The organism is Alteromonas lipotrueiana, assembly GCF_019249245.1.
Classification (GTDB): domain Bacteria; phylum Pseudomonadota; class Gammaproteobacteria; order Enterobacterales; family Alteromonadaceae; genus Alteromonas; species Alteromonas lipotrueiana.
The window spans coordinates 28,993-45,634 of record NZ_JAESDK010000018.1 but is presented as its reverse complement, the minus strand read 5'-3'; the positions used below and the strand labels follow the sequence as shown (position 1 = coordinate 45,634).

The window sequence follows — 16,642 nt, the reverse complement described above, 5'->3', positions numbered from 1 at the left end:
TGTTTGCGTCTGCTAATTCAATCGTCCCCTCAGGCTTTAAAGTTAAGTAGGCATCCTTCAAAAAACTGTTGCAACTGATGCTCCTTAAATAAGTCACCCTGACCGGGCTGTTGCGTTGCTAACGCTGGAAAAGTTCCATATCCTGCTAGCAGGCAATGCCATGAAATGCTATTAAAATGAGTAAGATGCGCTTTTTTAGTTAAATGCGCCGCAAGGTCTTCACCACGATACCAGGTGTCGAGAATTTGCATCAACGAATCAGACAACTTACCGTTATTGCGATTGTGCTGCCAGTAAGCGGTATCATTACGGGTATTGAGCTTGTAGTGAGCCACAATGTAGTCGCGCACATTATCAAACTGCGTACTCACTTGCTGATTATAGGTACCGCTTTGCTGCGCGTTAAACCCACTTTTTTGGTATTGCTCGCAAAGCAGCCTTGCCGATTGATACACCAGATGCAGAGCAGTGGCTTCCAAAGGCTCAATAAAACCTTGCGATAGTCCTAGCGCCACACAGTTTTTAACCCAGTGCTGCTCAACCTGACCTACCTGCATTGATAAATGCTCAATCTGCGCTGCATCGCTTACACCCAGATAGCGACGAAACTCTTGTTCAGCAGAGTCTTGGCTTTGATAGGCATCGCTGTACACATAACCGTTGCCAGTACGGGTTTGTAATGGAATTTGCCAGGCCCAGCCATTGCTTAATGCCGTAGCTTTGGTTTCCACCGGCAGTGGCGAAGTGGGCTCGGTCGCCAGTACCATAGCTTTGTTGTTAAAAAGGTTGTCGGCAAACGAGGTAAAAGGCACATTCAGAGTTTGTTGCAACAACAGCGAACGAAAGCCGGTGCAGTCAATAAATAGATCGCCGTTGTAGTGATTTGAGTTGGTATCGATAAGGGAGCTGAGACTGCCATCAGGGTGGGTGTCCACCCCTGCAATTTTGGCATCAACATGTTGAACGCCTAAACTCTGCGCGTGCTTTTTTAAAAATTGTCCCAACCGCGCCGAATCAAAGTGATAGCCATATTCCATTCGAAACGGAAAATTTGGTGGCGTAACCGGAAGACACTGTGCTTTGGCCAGATAACCGTTGAATAAAAACTTATCGGGGAGGGTGGTAACATCCAGTCCCAGACGCCGGGTCTGGCAATTTACCTCAAAGGGTCGCTGCGAAAAAGTATCGAGCTGCGAGATAAACGGGTGCCGGTATTGTGGTACACCCGAGGCCGGGCTCCAGTCACAAAACTGAATCCCCACTTTGTAAGTTGCGCTGCACTCTGGCATCCATGTCTCATCGCTAATCCCCAGCTCGGTGAAAAATTGTTTAAGGCTGGGAGTTGAACCTTCGCCCACGCCAATGGTGGCAATCTGAGATGATTCAACTAATGTGATAGAGACAGGGAAATGTTTGAAACGGTGGGCCGTCAAGGCTGCAGTCATCCAGCCTGCTGTGCCGCCTCCGGCAATAATGATACGATGTTCTGAATTCATTTAGCGGCCGTAAAGCGGGTTAAAAATTCATCGTGACTTAGCATCTGCCCTAAGGGTTGTTGTTTTGCCTGATAAATTTTCTGCATCAATGACAAAATAGCTTCGTCAGAATATGCGCCTGCACTGGGATGATAGCTTTTCGGGATAATACCCTGGCCCATCATTACCTGCACCCACGACGCATCGCGAAAAATATCACTGTTTTCGTTAAAGATGGTAGCGGAGTCTTTGAATGCGGCAATTTTTTGTTGTAACCGATCAGGTAGGGCAATACGCCGCATATCCTGCCAAAAGTCTGAATCGGTTCTTTCATTCTGATAATAATGTAAAATAATGAAGTCGCGAATCGTTTCAAATTCTTCTTTTGAATCGCGATTGTAAAGCGCCTGCGACGAAGCAAGAATCTCATCTTTAGGAAACAGCTTCAGCAGACGAACAAGGCCTGACTGAATCAAGTGAATGCTGGTCGACTCCAACGGCTCTAAAAAACCACTGGAAAGACCAATACCCACAACATTTTTTGCCCATTGCTGTTCAGTGCGCCCGGTTTTAAAACGAATGGTGCGGGGGGCATCTAATGCCTCGGTATCTAAATTGCTCATCAACGTATCGTGAGCGTCGTTTTCAGTTAAATACTGTGATGAATACACCAGACCATTACCATTGCGATTGGTCAGCGGAATGCGCCATTGCCACCCCACTTTATGAGCTATACTGCGGGTATAGGGCAGCGTGTGTTCATGGCGCTTTGAAGGTACCGCAAGAGCACTGTCAGCGCACAGCCAATGCGACCAGTCTTCATAATTTACGCCGAGCGCTTTTTGTAATAACAACCCCTGCATTCCGGTACAGTCAATAAACATGTCACCTTTAAGCTGTTTGCCATTTTTAAGCTGCAAGGCTTCCACAAAACCCGTCTGCGTATTTTGTGCTACATGGTCAATGGTGCCTTCGGTCCGCTTAACCCCGGCTTGCTCGGCTAAACGTCGCAAAAACTGCCCATAGAGCGAAGAATCAAAATGGTAGGCATAACCCATCGAATAAACCTGATTTTCGGTCTGAATTTTATTAAATTTTCCGGCTTTGCAACTTAAGTAGTTTAAATCAAAATCCCATAGCGACTGTTTTAGACCGGCTTGTTTAGCCCGTAGCCAAAAATGTTGAAATCCGCAAAACCCTAGGGTTGCACCCGGGGCGCCGAAGGTATGAAGGTAGCTTTCACCTGGTACCCGCCAGTTTTCAAATGAAATAGCCAGCTTAATGGTGCCATTGGTTTCGCGTAAAAAAGCGTTTTCGTCCACACCTAAAAACTGATTAAAGGTTTGGATGGGGGGAATGGTGGCTTCACCTACACCGATGGTGCCAATATCAGGCGATTCGACCAGTTCTATTTCTAAATGGGGCAGCACTTTTTTTAGTAATGCTGCACTCATCCATCCAGCGGTACCGCCGCCGGCGATAACGACTTTACGAATGGGGCTAGTCATGCAGATTCCTTGGTTTGTACAACAAATTGCTTAGCGCCTGACTGTAGATAAAAATGCGCAAAAAGCAAAGCAAAATCAAAGATTCCCGCCAGACTGTTAATCTTGTCTGGCGGGATTACGAGCGAGGATTAATAAAACGAGTAGTTGAAGTTAAGCAGGTAAGATGGACCAAACTCGCGGCGCAATGTGACTAAGCCGCTTTCGTCACGAGTCTCTTCTTCTTCATCAGTTAGGTTGGTGCCTTGTAACGACACACGCAGCCCCTCAAGATATTGAATGCCTGAGTCCTGGAAGTCGTAGCTGATTTGCGCATCTACCTGGGTAATGCCGCTACGGGTTGCTTCTTCAATTTTGTTAGAACCACCACGTTGGTAGGTAAAGTACTCAGCGCGGTCAGTGGCTGCCACCCTAAGTTCCAGTCCACCCATTTCATAGTAAGCGGTCATCGAATAAACACGATCAGACTGGCCGGGAATAGGTTTGCCATCTTCAAGCTCAGCATCAATAAAGGTAGCAGAGCCAGCCAAACCAAAGCCTTCGAGCATATCAGAAACCATACTCAACGGTATTTGCGCGGTTAACTCAGCGCCTTTAACCGAACCGGTCAGGCCATCTTCAAAGAATGAAAACGTGCCAAGATCAGGTGGGGTTAAATAAGTACCCGGAGCGTATTCAGTGCCATCTGGACCTACCAGGCCATCAGCGCCAACGGTACGATCATGAAAGCCTGGGATAAAATAGTTAGCGCCATCATTGGTCGGGTCGTTGGTAAAATCAATCGTTTCATTACCGTCGCGGGTCCAGTTGACCAGGTCTTTGTAAAACAGCGCTACCGAAACGTATCCTTCCTGTTCAAAGTAGTTTTCAAACGACAGATCGTAGTTGTTGGCTTCTAACGGTCTCAACCGCGGGTTGCCCTGAAACTTTGACCAGGGAGAGCCATATTCGTCGACTGCCTCGGCAGTATTGGGGATAGCAATTTGGTTGATATTCTGGTCAAACTTTACAAAACCCGACGCTTTCATCTGGTCAATACGAGCACGGCTGATGGTTTTTGATGCCGCAAAGCGCATGTAACGATTTTCAGCCAATTCTACGCTCAGGTTAAAACTGGGTAAAAAGTGAGAGTAGTCATCAGCGATATCGACGAAACAATCTGCATCTATTTCACCGTTGCCATCAGCATCACACACTTTAAAATTAGAACCTACAATACCGATGAAACCTGAAGAGCTTTGATCAGTTTGCACATATTGAGCGCCAATGTTACCGGTCACAAAATAGTCTGCAATGTCTGTTTGAAAATCGAATTTGGCAAATACGGTGGTTACTTCTTCATTAATTTCGTACGTATCGCCCAAGCGATCAGGCTCTAACAAACCCGCATCGTTGAGTGTGTACTCGCCATCGTTATAGGGTGCGAAACCATCATAAGCTACAACCTGACCTAAACCTGCCCAGGTTAAGTCGGTTAGTCCATCATAAAGATAGTCAGACGGAATAGCAGTTGAATTAGGATAGGATGACGCGGTGGCGAAGAATCCCTTGTTATTTTTGCTCTTGAAACGATCGGTATACGCCACACCAACATTGACTTTCGTTACCATGCCCCATTCAACAAAACCAAAGGTTTCCAAACGCATGGTGGTCAGCTCTTCTTCAAAGTCGGCGAAATTAAGAAAGCCATCCTGTGCATTGATGTAGTTGTAGGTTTCGCCATCAGCGCGCTGAACATCGGTCTCGAACTGGTCAGCCAGGCTGGCCATGCCGCCACCCCAGGGTTGGGGGCCTGCTAATTGTAATAATGAAGGGTCTGAAAATGCACCCAAACCGCTACTGTCGGTAAACATGATACCGTCAGGGCTCATAGTGAAATTACGGGTACGTTGATCAGCATCGGCAATGGCCGCACCGTTTCGCGCCAGACCCGCGTAAGATTCACCCCGCAGGTCACGTTTATTCGACTGGCTATCGGCAACGTCAAGCTCTACTGACCAACTGTCGTTGACATGGTAGGTCAGGTTCAGGCCATAGATTGATAGTTCACCGTCTTTTTGCGCAGGGTCAGTACGCAATACCGGGTTTGCATTAACCTGGGTTCCGGTAGAATTTGCGCCAGAGCCTGATAAGCTTTCGGCATCCAGTTCAAACGGTTCGATAAAACCACGAATAACCCCTGAGTCTGAATATTCTATATCCAGCACATCGACAACGACATCCAGATTTTCATTGGGTCGCCACTGAAAAATAGCTGATATAGTATCGCGCTCTAACACACGGCTGATAGCCTGAGTGTCAAGCCCTGAAGGGATAAGCGCGCCGTTATTTTCGCCATAGCCCCAAACCCCATATTTACGTTCGTTTCGGGGAGACTCGGTTGACGCGATAGCCAATGCCAGACCAATTTTATCGTCGGCAAACTTTTCTACAAAAGACAGAGCATAGCGATGTCCGTCGTTATCAAATTCGGGATTGTCAGACTCGTTTCCACCCTGTTCAAATACACCGGTAAGTGTCAGTGTTTCCTGGGCCACGAGGGGACGCACGGTTTGTAAGTCGACCGTTCCACCAATGCCCTGGACCAGCAGTGACGCATCGGTAGTTTTATAAATAGTTGCCCCGGTCATTATTTCGGCGGGGTAAAGGTCGTATTCAACCCCTCGGTTGTCGCCAATACCAATAAGTTCGCGTCCGTTTAATGAGGTGCCGGTAAAATCTTCTTTAAAGCCACGTACAGACACACCTGAGGTTCTGCCGCCTACCCGCTCACCGGCCATACCGGGAAGACGAGCCAAAGATTCGGCTATAGATGAGTCGGGTAATTTACCTATGTCTTCTGCAGATATTGCCTCTACAATAGACGAGTTGTCCATCTTCACTGCCTGAGCCCGTATCAGTGAACCGCGGATCCCTTTTACAGAAATAACCTCAACGTCTTCAGCACTATCCGAAGTCAATATTGGGTCTTCCTGAGCCATAATCTGGCCAGCGTATAATGCCGAACTGACTGCAAATGAAAGCAGTGCAGGTTTGAACAGTTTGGATGTTTTCATTCTATATGCCTTCTCAAATGTGTGTGCGTGCAACTTTGATGTTACATCGCGTTAACAATACCGGCTTATTCTCTCAGGCTCAAGCAAAAAACGACAAAAACTTAAACAATTAAGTTACAGCTGTAGAAGGATTTGAAAGCGGTGTTAGTTGACAGGTGTATAAACACTTAAATCGTTTAGTTGAAAGGATATAGAACCATCGCAGAGCAAACGGTTATCAACACGCAGGAAAGAAGCTTGTCAGGTTTGATATTAAAGAGAAAGGGCAGGGCACTACCCCCACCAAATCACTCGCTGGTGTTTAACTCTTTGAGCTTACGGGTAAGTGTATTGCGGCCCCAGCCTAGGAGTCTGGCAGCGTCTTGTTTATGCCCATGAGAATGCTTTAAAGCTCGTTGTAAAAGTATCTTTTCGAAGGTATGGGAGGCGTCTACCAATATATTGGTTTTCCCCGAACTCAATTGTTCATCTGCCCATTTTGCAAGTACATCGGGCCAGCAAGACGATGAAAGCGCGGTGGAGTCAGTGGTATCTTCGGTATAAAGTTCCTGCGGCAAATCAGCAGAAAAAATTTCCTGACCACTGGCCATTACCGTCAGCCAACGACACACATTTTCAAGTTGCCGTACGTTTCCAGGCCAGCTTAGTTGCATCATATTGGTTTGCGCTTCTTTGCTTAATGTTTTTGGTTCTACTTTTAGCTCTAACGCAGCTTGTCGTAAAAAACGCGATGCCAAAAGTGGAATGTCTTCACGGCGCTCTGTCAGTGACGGTATATGAATGCGAATAACATTTAAACGATGAAACAAGTCTTCCCGAAATTGTCCTTCACGTACGCGCTGCTCCAGATTTTGATGGGTCGCGGCAATAATGCGCACATCAACATTAACCGGCTGGTGGCCGCCAACCCGATAAAATTGCCCCTCGGCCAACACCCGTAATAAGCGGGTCTGTACCGCTATTGGCATATCGCCAATTTCATCAAGAAACAAAGTACCGGTGTGTGCCTGTTCAAAACGGCCGTGGCGGGTGCTTTGGGCTCCGGTAAAGGCGCCTTTTTCATGACCAAACAATTCGGACTCTACAAGATCAGCGGCAATAGCAGCCACATTCAACGCAATAAAAGGATTTGCGCTACGGGGGCTATGTTGATGCAAAGCATGCGCAACCAGCTCTTTACCTGTACCTGACTGCCCGTTGATAAGTACGTTTATCGAAGAGTGAGATAAGCGCCCAATAGCCCGAAACACTTCTTGCATAGCCGGCGCTTCGCCAACAATCTGCGGCAACGCCTGCTCATCGGTAGAGGGGCGCTGTAATGTTTGTTCGCGGCGATGTGCCAGCGCCCGCTGGGTTAAGGTGATGGCTTCATCAATATCAAATGGCTTTGGCAGATACTCAAAAGCGCCACTTTGATAGGCACCAACAGCACTATCCAGGTCTGAGTGCGCAGTCATTATAATAACCGGCATATCCTGTTCAAAGCGATGAATTTCCTGGAGCAACGTCATGCCATCCATTTGTGGCATACGAACATCAGAAATAACCGTTTGGGGGCGCTCACCGCTTTGCAACTGGCGCAACACATCCTGAGGGTTATCGAACGTTAAACAGCTTATCTGGGCGGCTTGTAACGCTTTTTGCAATACCCATCGAATAGAACTGTCATCATCTACAATCCATACTGACTCATTGTTCATTTACAAAGGTTCCTTACGTTCGATAGGAAGGTACATCTTAACTTCGGTGTGACCCGGCGAGCTGTCAATATCAATACGCCCTGAATGGTGGTCAATTAATGTTTGAGCTATCGATAATCCCAGACCACTTCCCCCCGTTTTAGTACTTACCATGGGGTAAAACAGGGTATCGCGAATTTCAGAAGGAATGCCCGGTCCGTTGTCACGAACACTTAGCTGCGCAACTAACGGATGACGTTTTCCGTGGATGGTCATCTGTCGTTCTACCCGGCTTATAATAACAATTGTGGGGTTTGTGCTGCGGGCCTGCCCCAACGCCTGCACGCTGTTTCTGACGATATTGAGTAAGGCCTGTTGAATCATGTCAGGGTCGATATAAACCTCAGGAATACTAGGATCATAATCACGAATTAACGTCACCGAATTTTCTGGGTCAACGGTCACCAGACTACGAACCCGTTCAAGGGTCTGATGAACGTTACACCACTGACGACGCGGCAGGGTGTTGGGACCAAGCAGACGATCGACCAGGTTTCTTAACCGGTCTGACTGCTCTACAATCATTTGCGTAAATTCCAGATCATCAGGCTTTTGTAGCCGTTTAGCCAACAACTGCGCCGCGCCCCGAATGCCCCCTAAAGGATTTTTGATCTCATGAGCCAACCCGCGCACCAGCTCTCGGGCCGCGTAATGCTGAGCATTTTGCTGATTTTCGCGGGAAATACGCTTTTGTTGGTCAACCACTCTGGCTTCAAACACTATTTGGCGATCATTCTGATTTTGCATATTTGTTACTGTTAAATCGATCAGGGCAGTGCGATTGTCTCGAAAAATAAGACTTATTTCGTTTTCGGTAAAATCTTCACCACGACGTCTCGCCGCCCGAAGCCGCTGATCCTGTAGAATGCCTGGAACAAAAAAATCAGTTAAAAGATGACCCTGAAGCTGCTTCACCCCTGTGGCGAACAACGCTTCTGCCGCTTGGTTAACATAAATAATCTGGAGTTCTTTGTTAGTGATAAGAACAACAGTATTGAGGTTGTTTAATAGCTTAGCCGGAGCGGGCTGATAATCTAACATGAAGAGCGAATGCCTCTTGCACAATATTGGTGCATTGTAGCCTGATTCATTATCGGCTTATATGTTTTCTATTCTAAACCCCTACGCTACCTGGTACGACTGTTCTTAGCCAAATCAATAACTTATTGATTTTTATTATTGATAAGCGCCGTGGCCTGATGCATAAAAAAGGTCTGCTGTTTAGAGGTTGCAAGAGTCTTGCCTTTATTGTCTAACAGCTTGATTTTAAAGGTGTGCGTGCCTCTGTTAACCTCTGACAAAGTAAAGGCGCCACTTGTGTTTTGCTGTACCGGAGCACCATCAAGAATGAGTTGAAAACGCCCTGTGGGTTGGGGCGATGCTGCCACCATAATAGTCACATTGCCCTGATTACTGCGAATGGTTGCTTCGGGTTCGGGGCTTAAGATGTTTAAGGTGTAACGAATCTGCTTTTGTTTTTTTACCGCAGAGGTTGAGGAGGCCGGTTTAGCACCTGGAATTTTCACCGCGATATTATTGGTTTTGCTATCGAATTCAAATGTCTGGCTATCAGATTTTTCAGGGGTATCAGTAAATACTACGGTCCCGTCATCTTTTTTTATTTTATAAACTTGTGCGTTAACAGGTAAAACAGTACAGCTTACAACGATAAATACTAAGGTACGAACTAACATGCAACCGCCCAAAAAACTCTATGAATACTTAACATTGATAGTATGAACATAACTACATTCATGCAAATTTTTGCACAATTTATATGCAATAAAAAAACCCGCATAAATGCGGGTTTTTGTTAAACGTTTTTAAATCCAATTACAGGCTGTAGTACATATCAAATTCAACCGGATGAGTAGACATACGTAACTTTGTGACATCCTCAGCTTTAAGATCGATGTATGCATCAATCATGTCGTCAGTCATCACGCCGCCCGCTTTTAAGAATTCACGATCGCTATCCAATGCTTCTAACGCCATTTCTAAAGACGTAGCAACGGTTGGAATATCTTTCGCTTCTTCGGCTGGCAGATCGTACAAATCTTTGTCCATAGCATCACCAGGATGAATCTTATTTTTGATACCATCAAGGCCAGCCATCAGTAAGGCTGAAAATGCCAGATATGGGTTTGCCGTAGGGTCAGGGAAGCGAACTTCGATACGACGTGCTTTATCACTGGTCACATAAGGAATACGTATAGAAGCTGAACGGTTACGGGCTGAGTAAGCCAGCATTACCGGCGCTTCGAATCCTGGAACCAGACGCTTGTAAGAGTTTGTAGACGCATTAGTGAAAGCATTAAGCGCGCGAGCGTGCTTAATGATACCACCAATATAATACAACGCTTCTTCAGATAAACCCGCGTATTTGTCACCCGCAAACACATTTTTACCATCTTTGGCAATTGACATGTGAACATGCATACCTGAACCATTGTCACCCACCAACGGCTTAGGCATAAAGGTAGCTGTTTGGCCATACGCATGAGCTACATTTTGCACCACGTATTTATAAATCTGTATCTCATCAGCTTTTTTCACCAGGGTGTTAAACTCACAGGCAATTTCGTTTTGTCCTGCTGTTGCTACTTCATGGTGATGAGCTTCAATTCTCAAGCCCATTTCTTCCATAACCAGGCACATCGCTGCGCGTGTGTCATGGCTTGAATCCACGGGTGGAACCGGGAAGTAACCGCCTTTAACATCTGGGCGGTGACCCATGTTGCCACCTTCAAATTCTGAGCCTGAGTTCCATTTAGCTTCTGATGAGTCAATTTTGAAAAAAGAACCAGAAATGTCGGTATGAAAACGAACATCATCAAACAGGAAAAACTCGGGTTCAGGACCAAAGAACGCGGTATCTCCGATACCGGTAGACTTCAGGTATTCTTCAGCACGATAAGCAACCGAACGAGGGTCACGCTCGTAGCCTTCCATTGTCATAGGCTCTACAATGTTACAACGAACATTGATTTGCGTTTCTTCAGCGAAAGGGTCTAGAACGACAGAGTCAGCATCAGGCATCAGCACCATGTCAGATTCGTTGATTCCCTTCCAACCAGCAATAGAAGAGCCGTCGAACATCTTACCTTCTTCAAAAAACTCTTCATCTACCAGAGCTGCCGGGATAGAAACGTGTTGCTCCTTACCCTTGGTATCGGTGAAGCGCATATCGACAAATTTAGCTTCACTCTCTTTAATCAGCTCTAATGCCTTTTCTATTGACATCGTTTCCTCCAGGTATTGATATAAAATTGCAGGGTAGTGAACGATACCCTGTCTGCATTATAAAATGACTAGCGATATTCATGCCAAAAACCGCGGGCGCGAATAACACGGGATACAAGCAATTTACGCTAACACCACAGAATTGGATTGCACCATATTAGGGCAAGAGCGTCCTAAATTGGTGCAATGGTCACTGTTGGTGCATTACTGCTAACCATAAGTGCATGAAAAGTATTAGCATATTCCACGTTGGCTGAAATAATCAGCACATTAGGATGAGCAAGATTTTTTAACTTTAGTTGCATATTGTGAGAGATATGCAAAGATCGTAAAAAAAGAAGCGCAATTAGAGTAAATTTTCTGTACAATCCGCGCACATTTTTTACCTCTGCAAGAATTTTCAACTCTTTAGCCGAGCACTAACCTCAGCTCGGGCAGCTATACAGGCAAAAACCTAATGAACACGTACGATATTTCGAAGTTAAGAAACATTGCGATCATCGCGCACGTTGACCACGGCAAAACAACCTTGGTTGATAAACTGCTCCAGCAGTCTGGTACGCTGGAAAGCCGTGGTGAGGCTGAAGAGCGCATCATGGACTCTAACGATATCGAGAAAGAACGCGGTATCACAATATTGGCCAAAAACACGGCTATCAACTGGCAAGATTATCACATCAATATTGTTGATACTCCTGGACACGCCGACTTTGGCGGGGAGGTAGAGCGAGTCATGTCTATGGCCGACTCAGTACTTCTGCTGGTCGATGCTCAGGAAGGTCCGATGCCGCAAACTCGCTTTGTAACACAAAAAGCGTTTGCGCAGGGTCTGAAGCCTATAGTCGTTATTAATAAAATAGATAAGCCAGGGGCTCGTCCTGACTGGGTAATCGATCAGGTTTTCGACCTGTTTGATAACCTTGGTGCTACTGATGAACAGCTTGATTTCCAGATTGTTTATGCATCTGCATTAAACGGCTGGGCGGCAATGGACTCAGACACCATCGGTACAGATATGACGCCGTTGTTCCAGACTATTGTCGATCAGGTTGACGCTCCGGATACTGACCCTGAAGGTCCGTTTCAGATGCAAATTTCACAGCTGGATTACAACTCGTATGTGGGTGTAATCGGGGTGGGTCGTATTGCGCGCGGCAAAGTAAAGACAGGTCAGCAAGTGACGGTTGTTAATGCCCAAGGGGAAAAACGCAATGGTAAAGTAGGTCAGGTACTTACGTATCTGGGTCTGCAACGTCAGGAAGCTGAAATTGCCAATGCCGGCGACATTATTGCTATTACCGGCCTGGGCGAGCTGAAAATCTCTGACACTATCTGTGACGTGAGCACCGTTGAAGCAATGCCGGCATTAACAGTAGATGAACCTACCGTTACCATGACCTTCCAGGTTAACACTTCACCATTTTCTGGCCGTGAAGGTAAATATGTTACCTCGCGGAACATCTTCGACCGTTTACAAGACGAGTTGGTACATAACGTTGCCTTACGTGTTGAAGAAACCGAAAACCCTGATAAATTCCGCGTTTCAGGGCGTGGGGAGCTGCACTTAGGTATTTTGATTGAAAACATGCGTCGTGAAGGTTACGAGTTGGCTGTTTCTCGTCCTGAAGTTATCATCAAAGAAGACGAAGATGGCAATCTGCAAGAACCCTTCGAAACCTTGACTGTTGACTGCGAAGAAGAAAATCAGGGCTCTATCATGGAGCAACTGGGCTACCGTAAAGCAGAACTAACTGATATGTCACCGGACGGTAAAGGCCGTGTACGCATGGACTTTGTGATTCCAAGCCGCGGTTTAATTGGCTTCCAGACAGAGTTTTTAACGCTTACTTCAGGTTCAGGTTTGCTGTACCACACGTTTGATCATTATGGCCCTCACAAAGGTGGCAAAATTGGTCAGCGTAAAAACGGGGTGTTGATTGCCAACGCTGCGGGTAAAGCGCTGACTAACGCATTGTTCAACCTTCAGGAACGTGGTCGTTTGTTTATCGGTCATGGTGTTGAAGTATACGAAGGTATGGTAATTGGTATTCACAGCCGCGATAACGACTTAACGGTTAACGCACTAAAGGGCAAGCAGCTTACCAACGTTCGAGCTTCTGGTACTGACGAAGCGCAGAGCCTGGTTCCTCCAATTATTATGTCATTGGAGCAAGCTCTGGAATTTATAGACGATGATGAACTGGTAGAAGTTACACCAAAAAGCATTCGGATTCGTAAAAAAGCATTGACTGAGAACGAGCGTAAGCGCCAGTCTCGGGAAAAGAAAGGCTAAATAATCTTTTGTAGCCTTATTAAAAAACGCCGCCTTCGCGGCGTTTTTTGTATCTGGGACTAAATACAAAATAAATGGTGCGTACAACTTTAGATTAATTGGCATTATCTCTTTAACAGTTTAAGCTTAATAATTAATAGGAAAAGTGGTACCGGATATGGGTTCTTGTTCAATTGTGGTGGTTGATGATGATGCTATTACTCAAGAGATAATTACAGTAGCGTTAGAAGACAACCTGGGCGTTCAGGTTCATAGCTTCACTCAAAGCAAAGTGGCCAGAGAGTTTCTTTTAAAACAAAACGACGATTCAATATCTTTAATAATAAGCGACCAGATGATGCCTGATTATGATGGTATTTCATTACTGAAAATGTGTCGTAAAAAAGGTATGCAATTGCCTTTTTTATTATTAACAGCAGACGCTACCCGTGAAACCGTGCTTGAAGCACGTCGCTGCGGCGCCACCCAGTTTGTCGCCAAACCGTTTAAGGTAGAAGACCTACTGGCTAAAGTGAATCAACTTTTAGAACACTGACTTACGGTTACTCAAAACCATATCATATCGATTTGTTCTAACCAGCCACTAGATAGGGTGGCAAAGCCTGTTTTACACTGATCTTCCGTTTTCGTAATAACAGGTTGGTATACGTGTCTAAGCTTTTCGATGAAACCCCCTCACGAGAGGGAACCTATTCTTTTAAATGGCAAAAGTATCAGGGTAAAGATATTTTACCTGCCTGGGTTGCAGACACAGAGTTTCGCTGTGCGCAGCCTATTCTTGATGCAATACAACAGCGCGTTACGCATGGCAATCTTGGTTATGTTTTGCCTTCTCAATGTCTTCCGGCGATTGATGCTGTGTGTCGGTGGTTAAAAGAAAAGCATGACTGGGAGATTAACGCTGATTGGCTAGTGTGGACCCCGGGTGTAGTACCGGCGTTTAACGCAGTATGCAAAGCATATTGTAAACCTGGTGACAAAGTACTGATACAAACACCTAACTATCCGCCATTATTGGCTGCGCCAAAGCTAAACGGGCTGGAGCGAGTCGATATTGCTACTGTAGAGCAAGATGGCCGATTTACACTGGATTTCGAGCAGCTTGAGCGCGAAGCCAGTGATCCCGCCTGCACACTTATGATCCTGTGTAATCCAATGAATCCGGTTGGCTCGGTACTAAACGCTGATGAGCTAAGTAAAATTGGTGATATCTGTAAGCAGCATAATGTGGTGTTGTGCTCCGACGAAATTCATTGCGATCTTATTCTTGAGTCGCAACATAAGCATTTGCCGGCCGGACGTGACGCCAGTCTTTCTCATAACAGTGTGACGCTAATGGCTGCCAGTAAAACCTTTAACATTGCCGGGTTGGGTGCCTCTTTTGCTATTATTCCAGATAGCAGGCTGCGTCAAAGCTTCAATCAGGCCGCTGCCGGAATTGTTCCGTGGGTTAATCAGTTAGGTTTAGTGGCTACCGAAGCCGCTTTTACCCAATGCGATGACTGGCATCAGCAACAACTTGCTTACTTAAAAGAAAATCGGGATTTGTTGGTTGAACGAATCAATAACATAGACGGTTTGTCGGTGACTGCAGCGCCGGCTACTTTTTTAGCGTGGGTAGATGCATCAAAACTAAATGTTGATGATGTGCAAAAATGGGCGGAAGAACGCGGGGTGGGGCCCTCACCGGGTAAAGACTTTGGAGCCCCGGATCATTTTCGTATCAACTTTGGGTGTAGCCGCCAATTTCTGACGGCTATATTAGACCGGTTATCTTCAAAATAACGTAGCCAGTTTGTAGGTGCCCAGGCAAATCACGAAGGTGACAACCAGGGCGCCTAACAGGTTGCTGGCTTTGCCGTTTTTAAATTGCCCTAATGTTTTGGATTTGTTCATTACCACTAACAAGAAAATAGCAACAACAGGCAGTAATAACCCGTTAGCGGCCTGGGCAAACAAAATGGCTGACAAAGGTTTGAAACCCATACTCGCGATAGTTACACCGGTAATAATAATCGCCAGCCAAATGCCACGAAAGGCTCTGCCTTTCATATCTTGCGGTAAATTGAATGCACCACATACAGCGTAGCTGGCGGCGAGTGGGGCGGTAATTGAGCTGGTTAAACCCGCAGCAAACAGGCCGGCGGCGAAAAACCACTGAGCCGCTTCTCCTAATACGGGTTCTAATTGTTTACCCATATTTGAGGCATCCATAGTGGCTGTCTGACTAAAAAAAGCCATCATGGCGGTTGCCATAACTACCAATGTAATAAGACCACCAAAGCCAATGGCGACAACCGATTGCTTTCTGGATGCATCAATTGATTCGGCCTTGTTTTGCCCCTGATAATTTTGCGCGGTTAAGCTGGCGTGTAAAAATAAATTATAGGGCACGATAGTGGTGCCTATCAGCGCCAGCACCATCGTAATCGAATCAACATCTAAATTGGGCTTTGCAGCTTGGCTAAGCATATCTGACCACTGAGGACCGGCGGCAAATAAAGTCACAATAAAAACCACCGCCATGGCAATCACTAACACCACCAGTACCGACTCGATAACTTTGTATTTTCCAGACCAAAGGAGCAGTGCTGAAATTGCTCCTAACACCATCGCCCAGTTTCCGGTTCCAATATCAACAAATGCATTTAACCCGATAGCAGCGCCGGTTAAATTACCCGATTCGTACGCAGCGTTACCAACTCCGACCGCCGCGACGATCAACAGGGCTAACATCACACGTAGCAAGGGCTTATCACTGATATCTTTTAAATTATTGGCCAGGCCCTGACCCGTGGCAATGCCGAGTCGAGCGGCCATGTCCTGTAGTACCATGGTAGCGACAATTGAAAACAACAATGCCCAAACCAGATGAAAGCCAAAATTTGCCCCCGCGACACTAGCGGTTGTCACGGTTCCCGGCCCGATGAAAGCGGCTGCTATAATATATCCAGACTTATCTTTTGCCATAGTTGGCCACCTGTTGAACAAAGAGTGTAAATTTAGTTTGTTGTTTTGTTTAAGCATCACAGCAAACCGGTATGTTTTTTCGGGGGGCGGATGGTAAAGAAAAGTCCGCTATGAACCAAGAGAAAGAATAACTTTTTTTGCTATTGAATAATATTCTGTAAAAAAGTGCGTTATACAAAGATAAGTTCATGGCCCGGTTAATACAAACCAGGAACAACGGCAGCCAACAGATAATGGACACCCACTCAAAACAGATAATGGACACCCACCCAAAACAGATAATGGACACCCACTCAGAATTTGCCAGGGGAGAAGCACTGGCGGGCTGTTTTTATGCAGTACTCACAACTTTAAAGGTGGG

11 protein-coding genes are annotated in these 16,642 nt (G+C 46.0%); 3 read left to right on the top strand and 8 right to left on the bottom strand.

From position 1 onward, the window contains the following. Positions 1–29: 29 nt before the first annotated feature. The 7 genes from JK130_RS12475 to glnA form a co-directional block, all read right to left on the bottom strand. Positions 30–1,496 carry a tryptophan halogenase family protein gene (locus JK130_RS12475; protein WP_218354662.1) on the bottom strand — a complete coding sequence of 489 codons (1,467 nt, stop codon included), beginning with the start codon at positions 1,494–1,496 and terminating at the stop codon, positions 30–32. Then, positions 1,493–2,983, bottom strand: coding sequence for a tryptophan halogenase family protein (locus tag JK130_RS12470; protein WP_218354661.1), 1,491 nt, complete (start codon positions 2,981–2,983; stop codon positions 1,493–1,495). The genes JK130_RS12475 and JK130_RS12470 overlap by 4 nt, the downstream gene beginning before the upstream one ends. A gap of 128 nt (positions 2,984–3,111) precedes the next feature. After that, positions 3,112–6,036, bottom strand: a complete 2,925-nt coding sequence (locus JK130_RS12465; RefSeq protein WP_218354660.1) for a TonB-dependent receptor — start codon at positions 6,034–6,036, stop codon at positions 3,112–3,114. 287 nt (positions 6,037–6,323) lie between these two features. Further along, entirely contained in the window at positions 6,324–7,736 is a 1,413-nt protein-coding gene (glnG, locus tag JK130_RS12460) for a nitrogen regulation protein NR(I) (RefSeq protein WP_218354659.1), read from the bottom strand. Beyond that, a complete protein-coding gene (gene glnL, locus JK130_RS12455) occupies positions 7,737–8,816 on the bottom strand; it encodes a nitrogen regulation protein NR(II) (RefSeq protein ID WP_218354658.1) in 1,080 nt (359 codons plus the stop codon). Between the two features lie 122 nt (positions 8,817–8,938). Further along, positions 8,939–9,469 carry a DUF4124 domain-containing protein gene (locus JK130_RS12450; protein ID WP_218354657.1) on the bottom strand — a complete coding sequence of 177 codons (531 nt, stop codon included), beginning with the start codon at positions 9,467–9,469 and terminating at the stop codon, positions 8,939–8,941. Positions 9,470–9,608: 139 nt separating this feature from the next. Continuing rightward, positions 9,609–11,018, bottom strand: a complete 1,410-nt coding sequence (glnA, locus tag JK130_RS12445) for a glutamate--ammonia ligase (protein WP_218354656.1) — start codon at positions 11,016–11,018, stop codon at positions 9,609–9,611. Positions 11,019–11,475: 457 nt separating this feature from the next. On the opposite strand from glnA, the gene typA reads away from it, so the two are divergent. The 3 genes from typA to JK130_RS12430 all read left to right on the top strand — a co-directional run bounded on the left by typA (position 11,476) and on the right by JK130_RS12430 (position 15,096). Beyond that, positions 11,476–13,311: a translational GTPase TypA gene (gene typA / locus JK130_RS12440; RefSeq protein ID WP_218354655.1), complete on the top strand. Its 1,836-nt coding sequence runs from the start codon at positions 11,476–11,478 to the stop codon at positions 13,309–13,311. A 157-nt stretch (positions 13,312–13,468) separates the two neighbouring features. After that, on the top strand, positions 13,469–13,846 hold the full coding sequence (locus tag JK130_RS12435) for a response regulator (RefSeq protein WP_218354654.1): 378 nt from the start codon (positions 13,469–13,471) through the stop codon (positions 13,844–13,846). Positions 13,847–13,959: 113 nt separating this feature from the next. Further along, positions 13,960–15,096, top strand: coding sequence for a MalY/PatB family protein (locus JK130_RS12430; RefSeq protein WP_218354653.1), 1,137 nt, complete (start codon positions 13,960–13,962; stop codon positions 15,094–15,096). Here JK130_RS12430 and JK130_RS12425 read toward each other — a convergent pair. Further along, on the bottom strand, positions 15,088–16,281 hold the full coding sequence (locus JK130_RS12425) for an Nramp family divalent metal transporter (RefSeq protein ID WP_218354652.1): 1,194 nt from the start codon (positions 16,279–16,281) through the stop codon (positions 15,088–15,090). The two genes, JK130_RS12430 and JK130_RS12425, sit on opposite strands and share 9 nt — an antisense overlap. Positions 16,282–16,642: the final 361 nt, after the last annotated feature.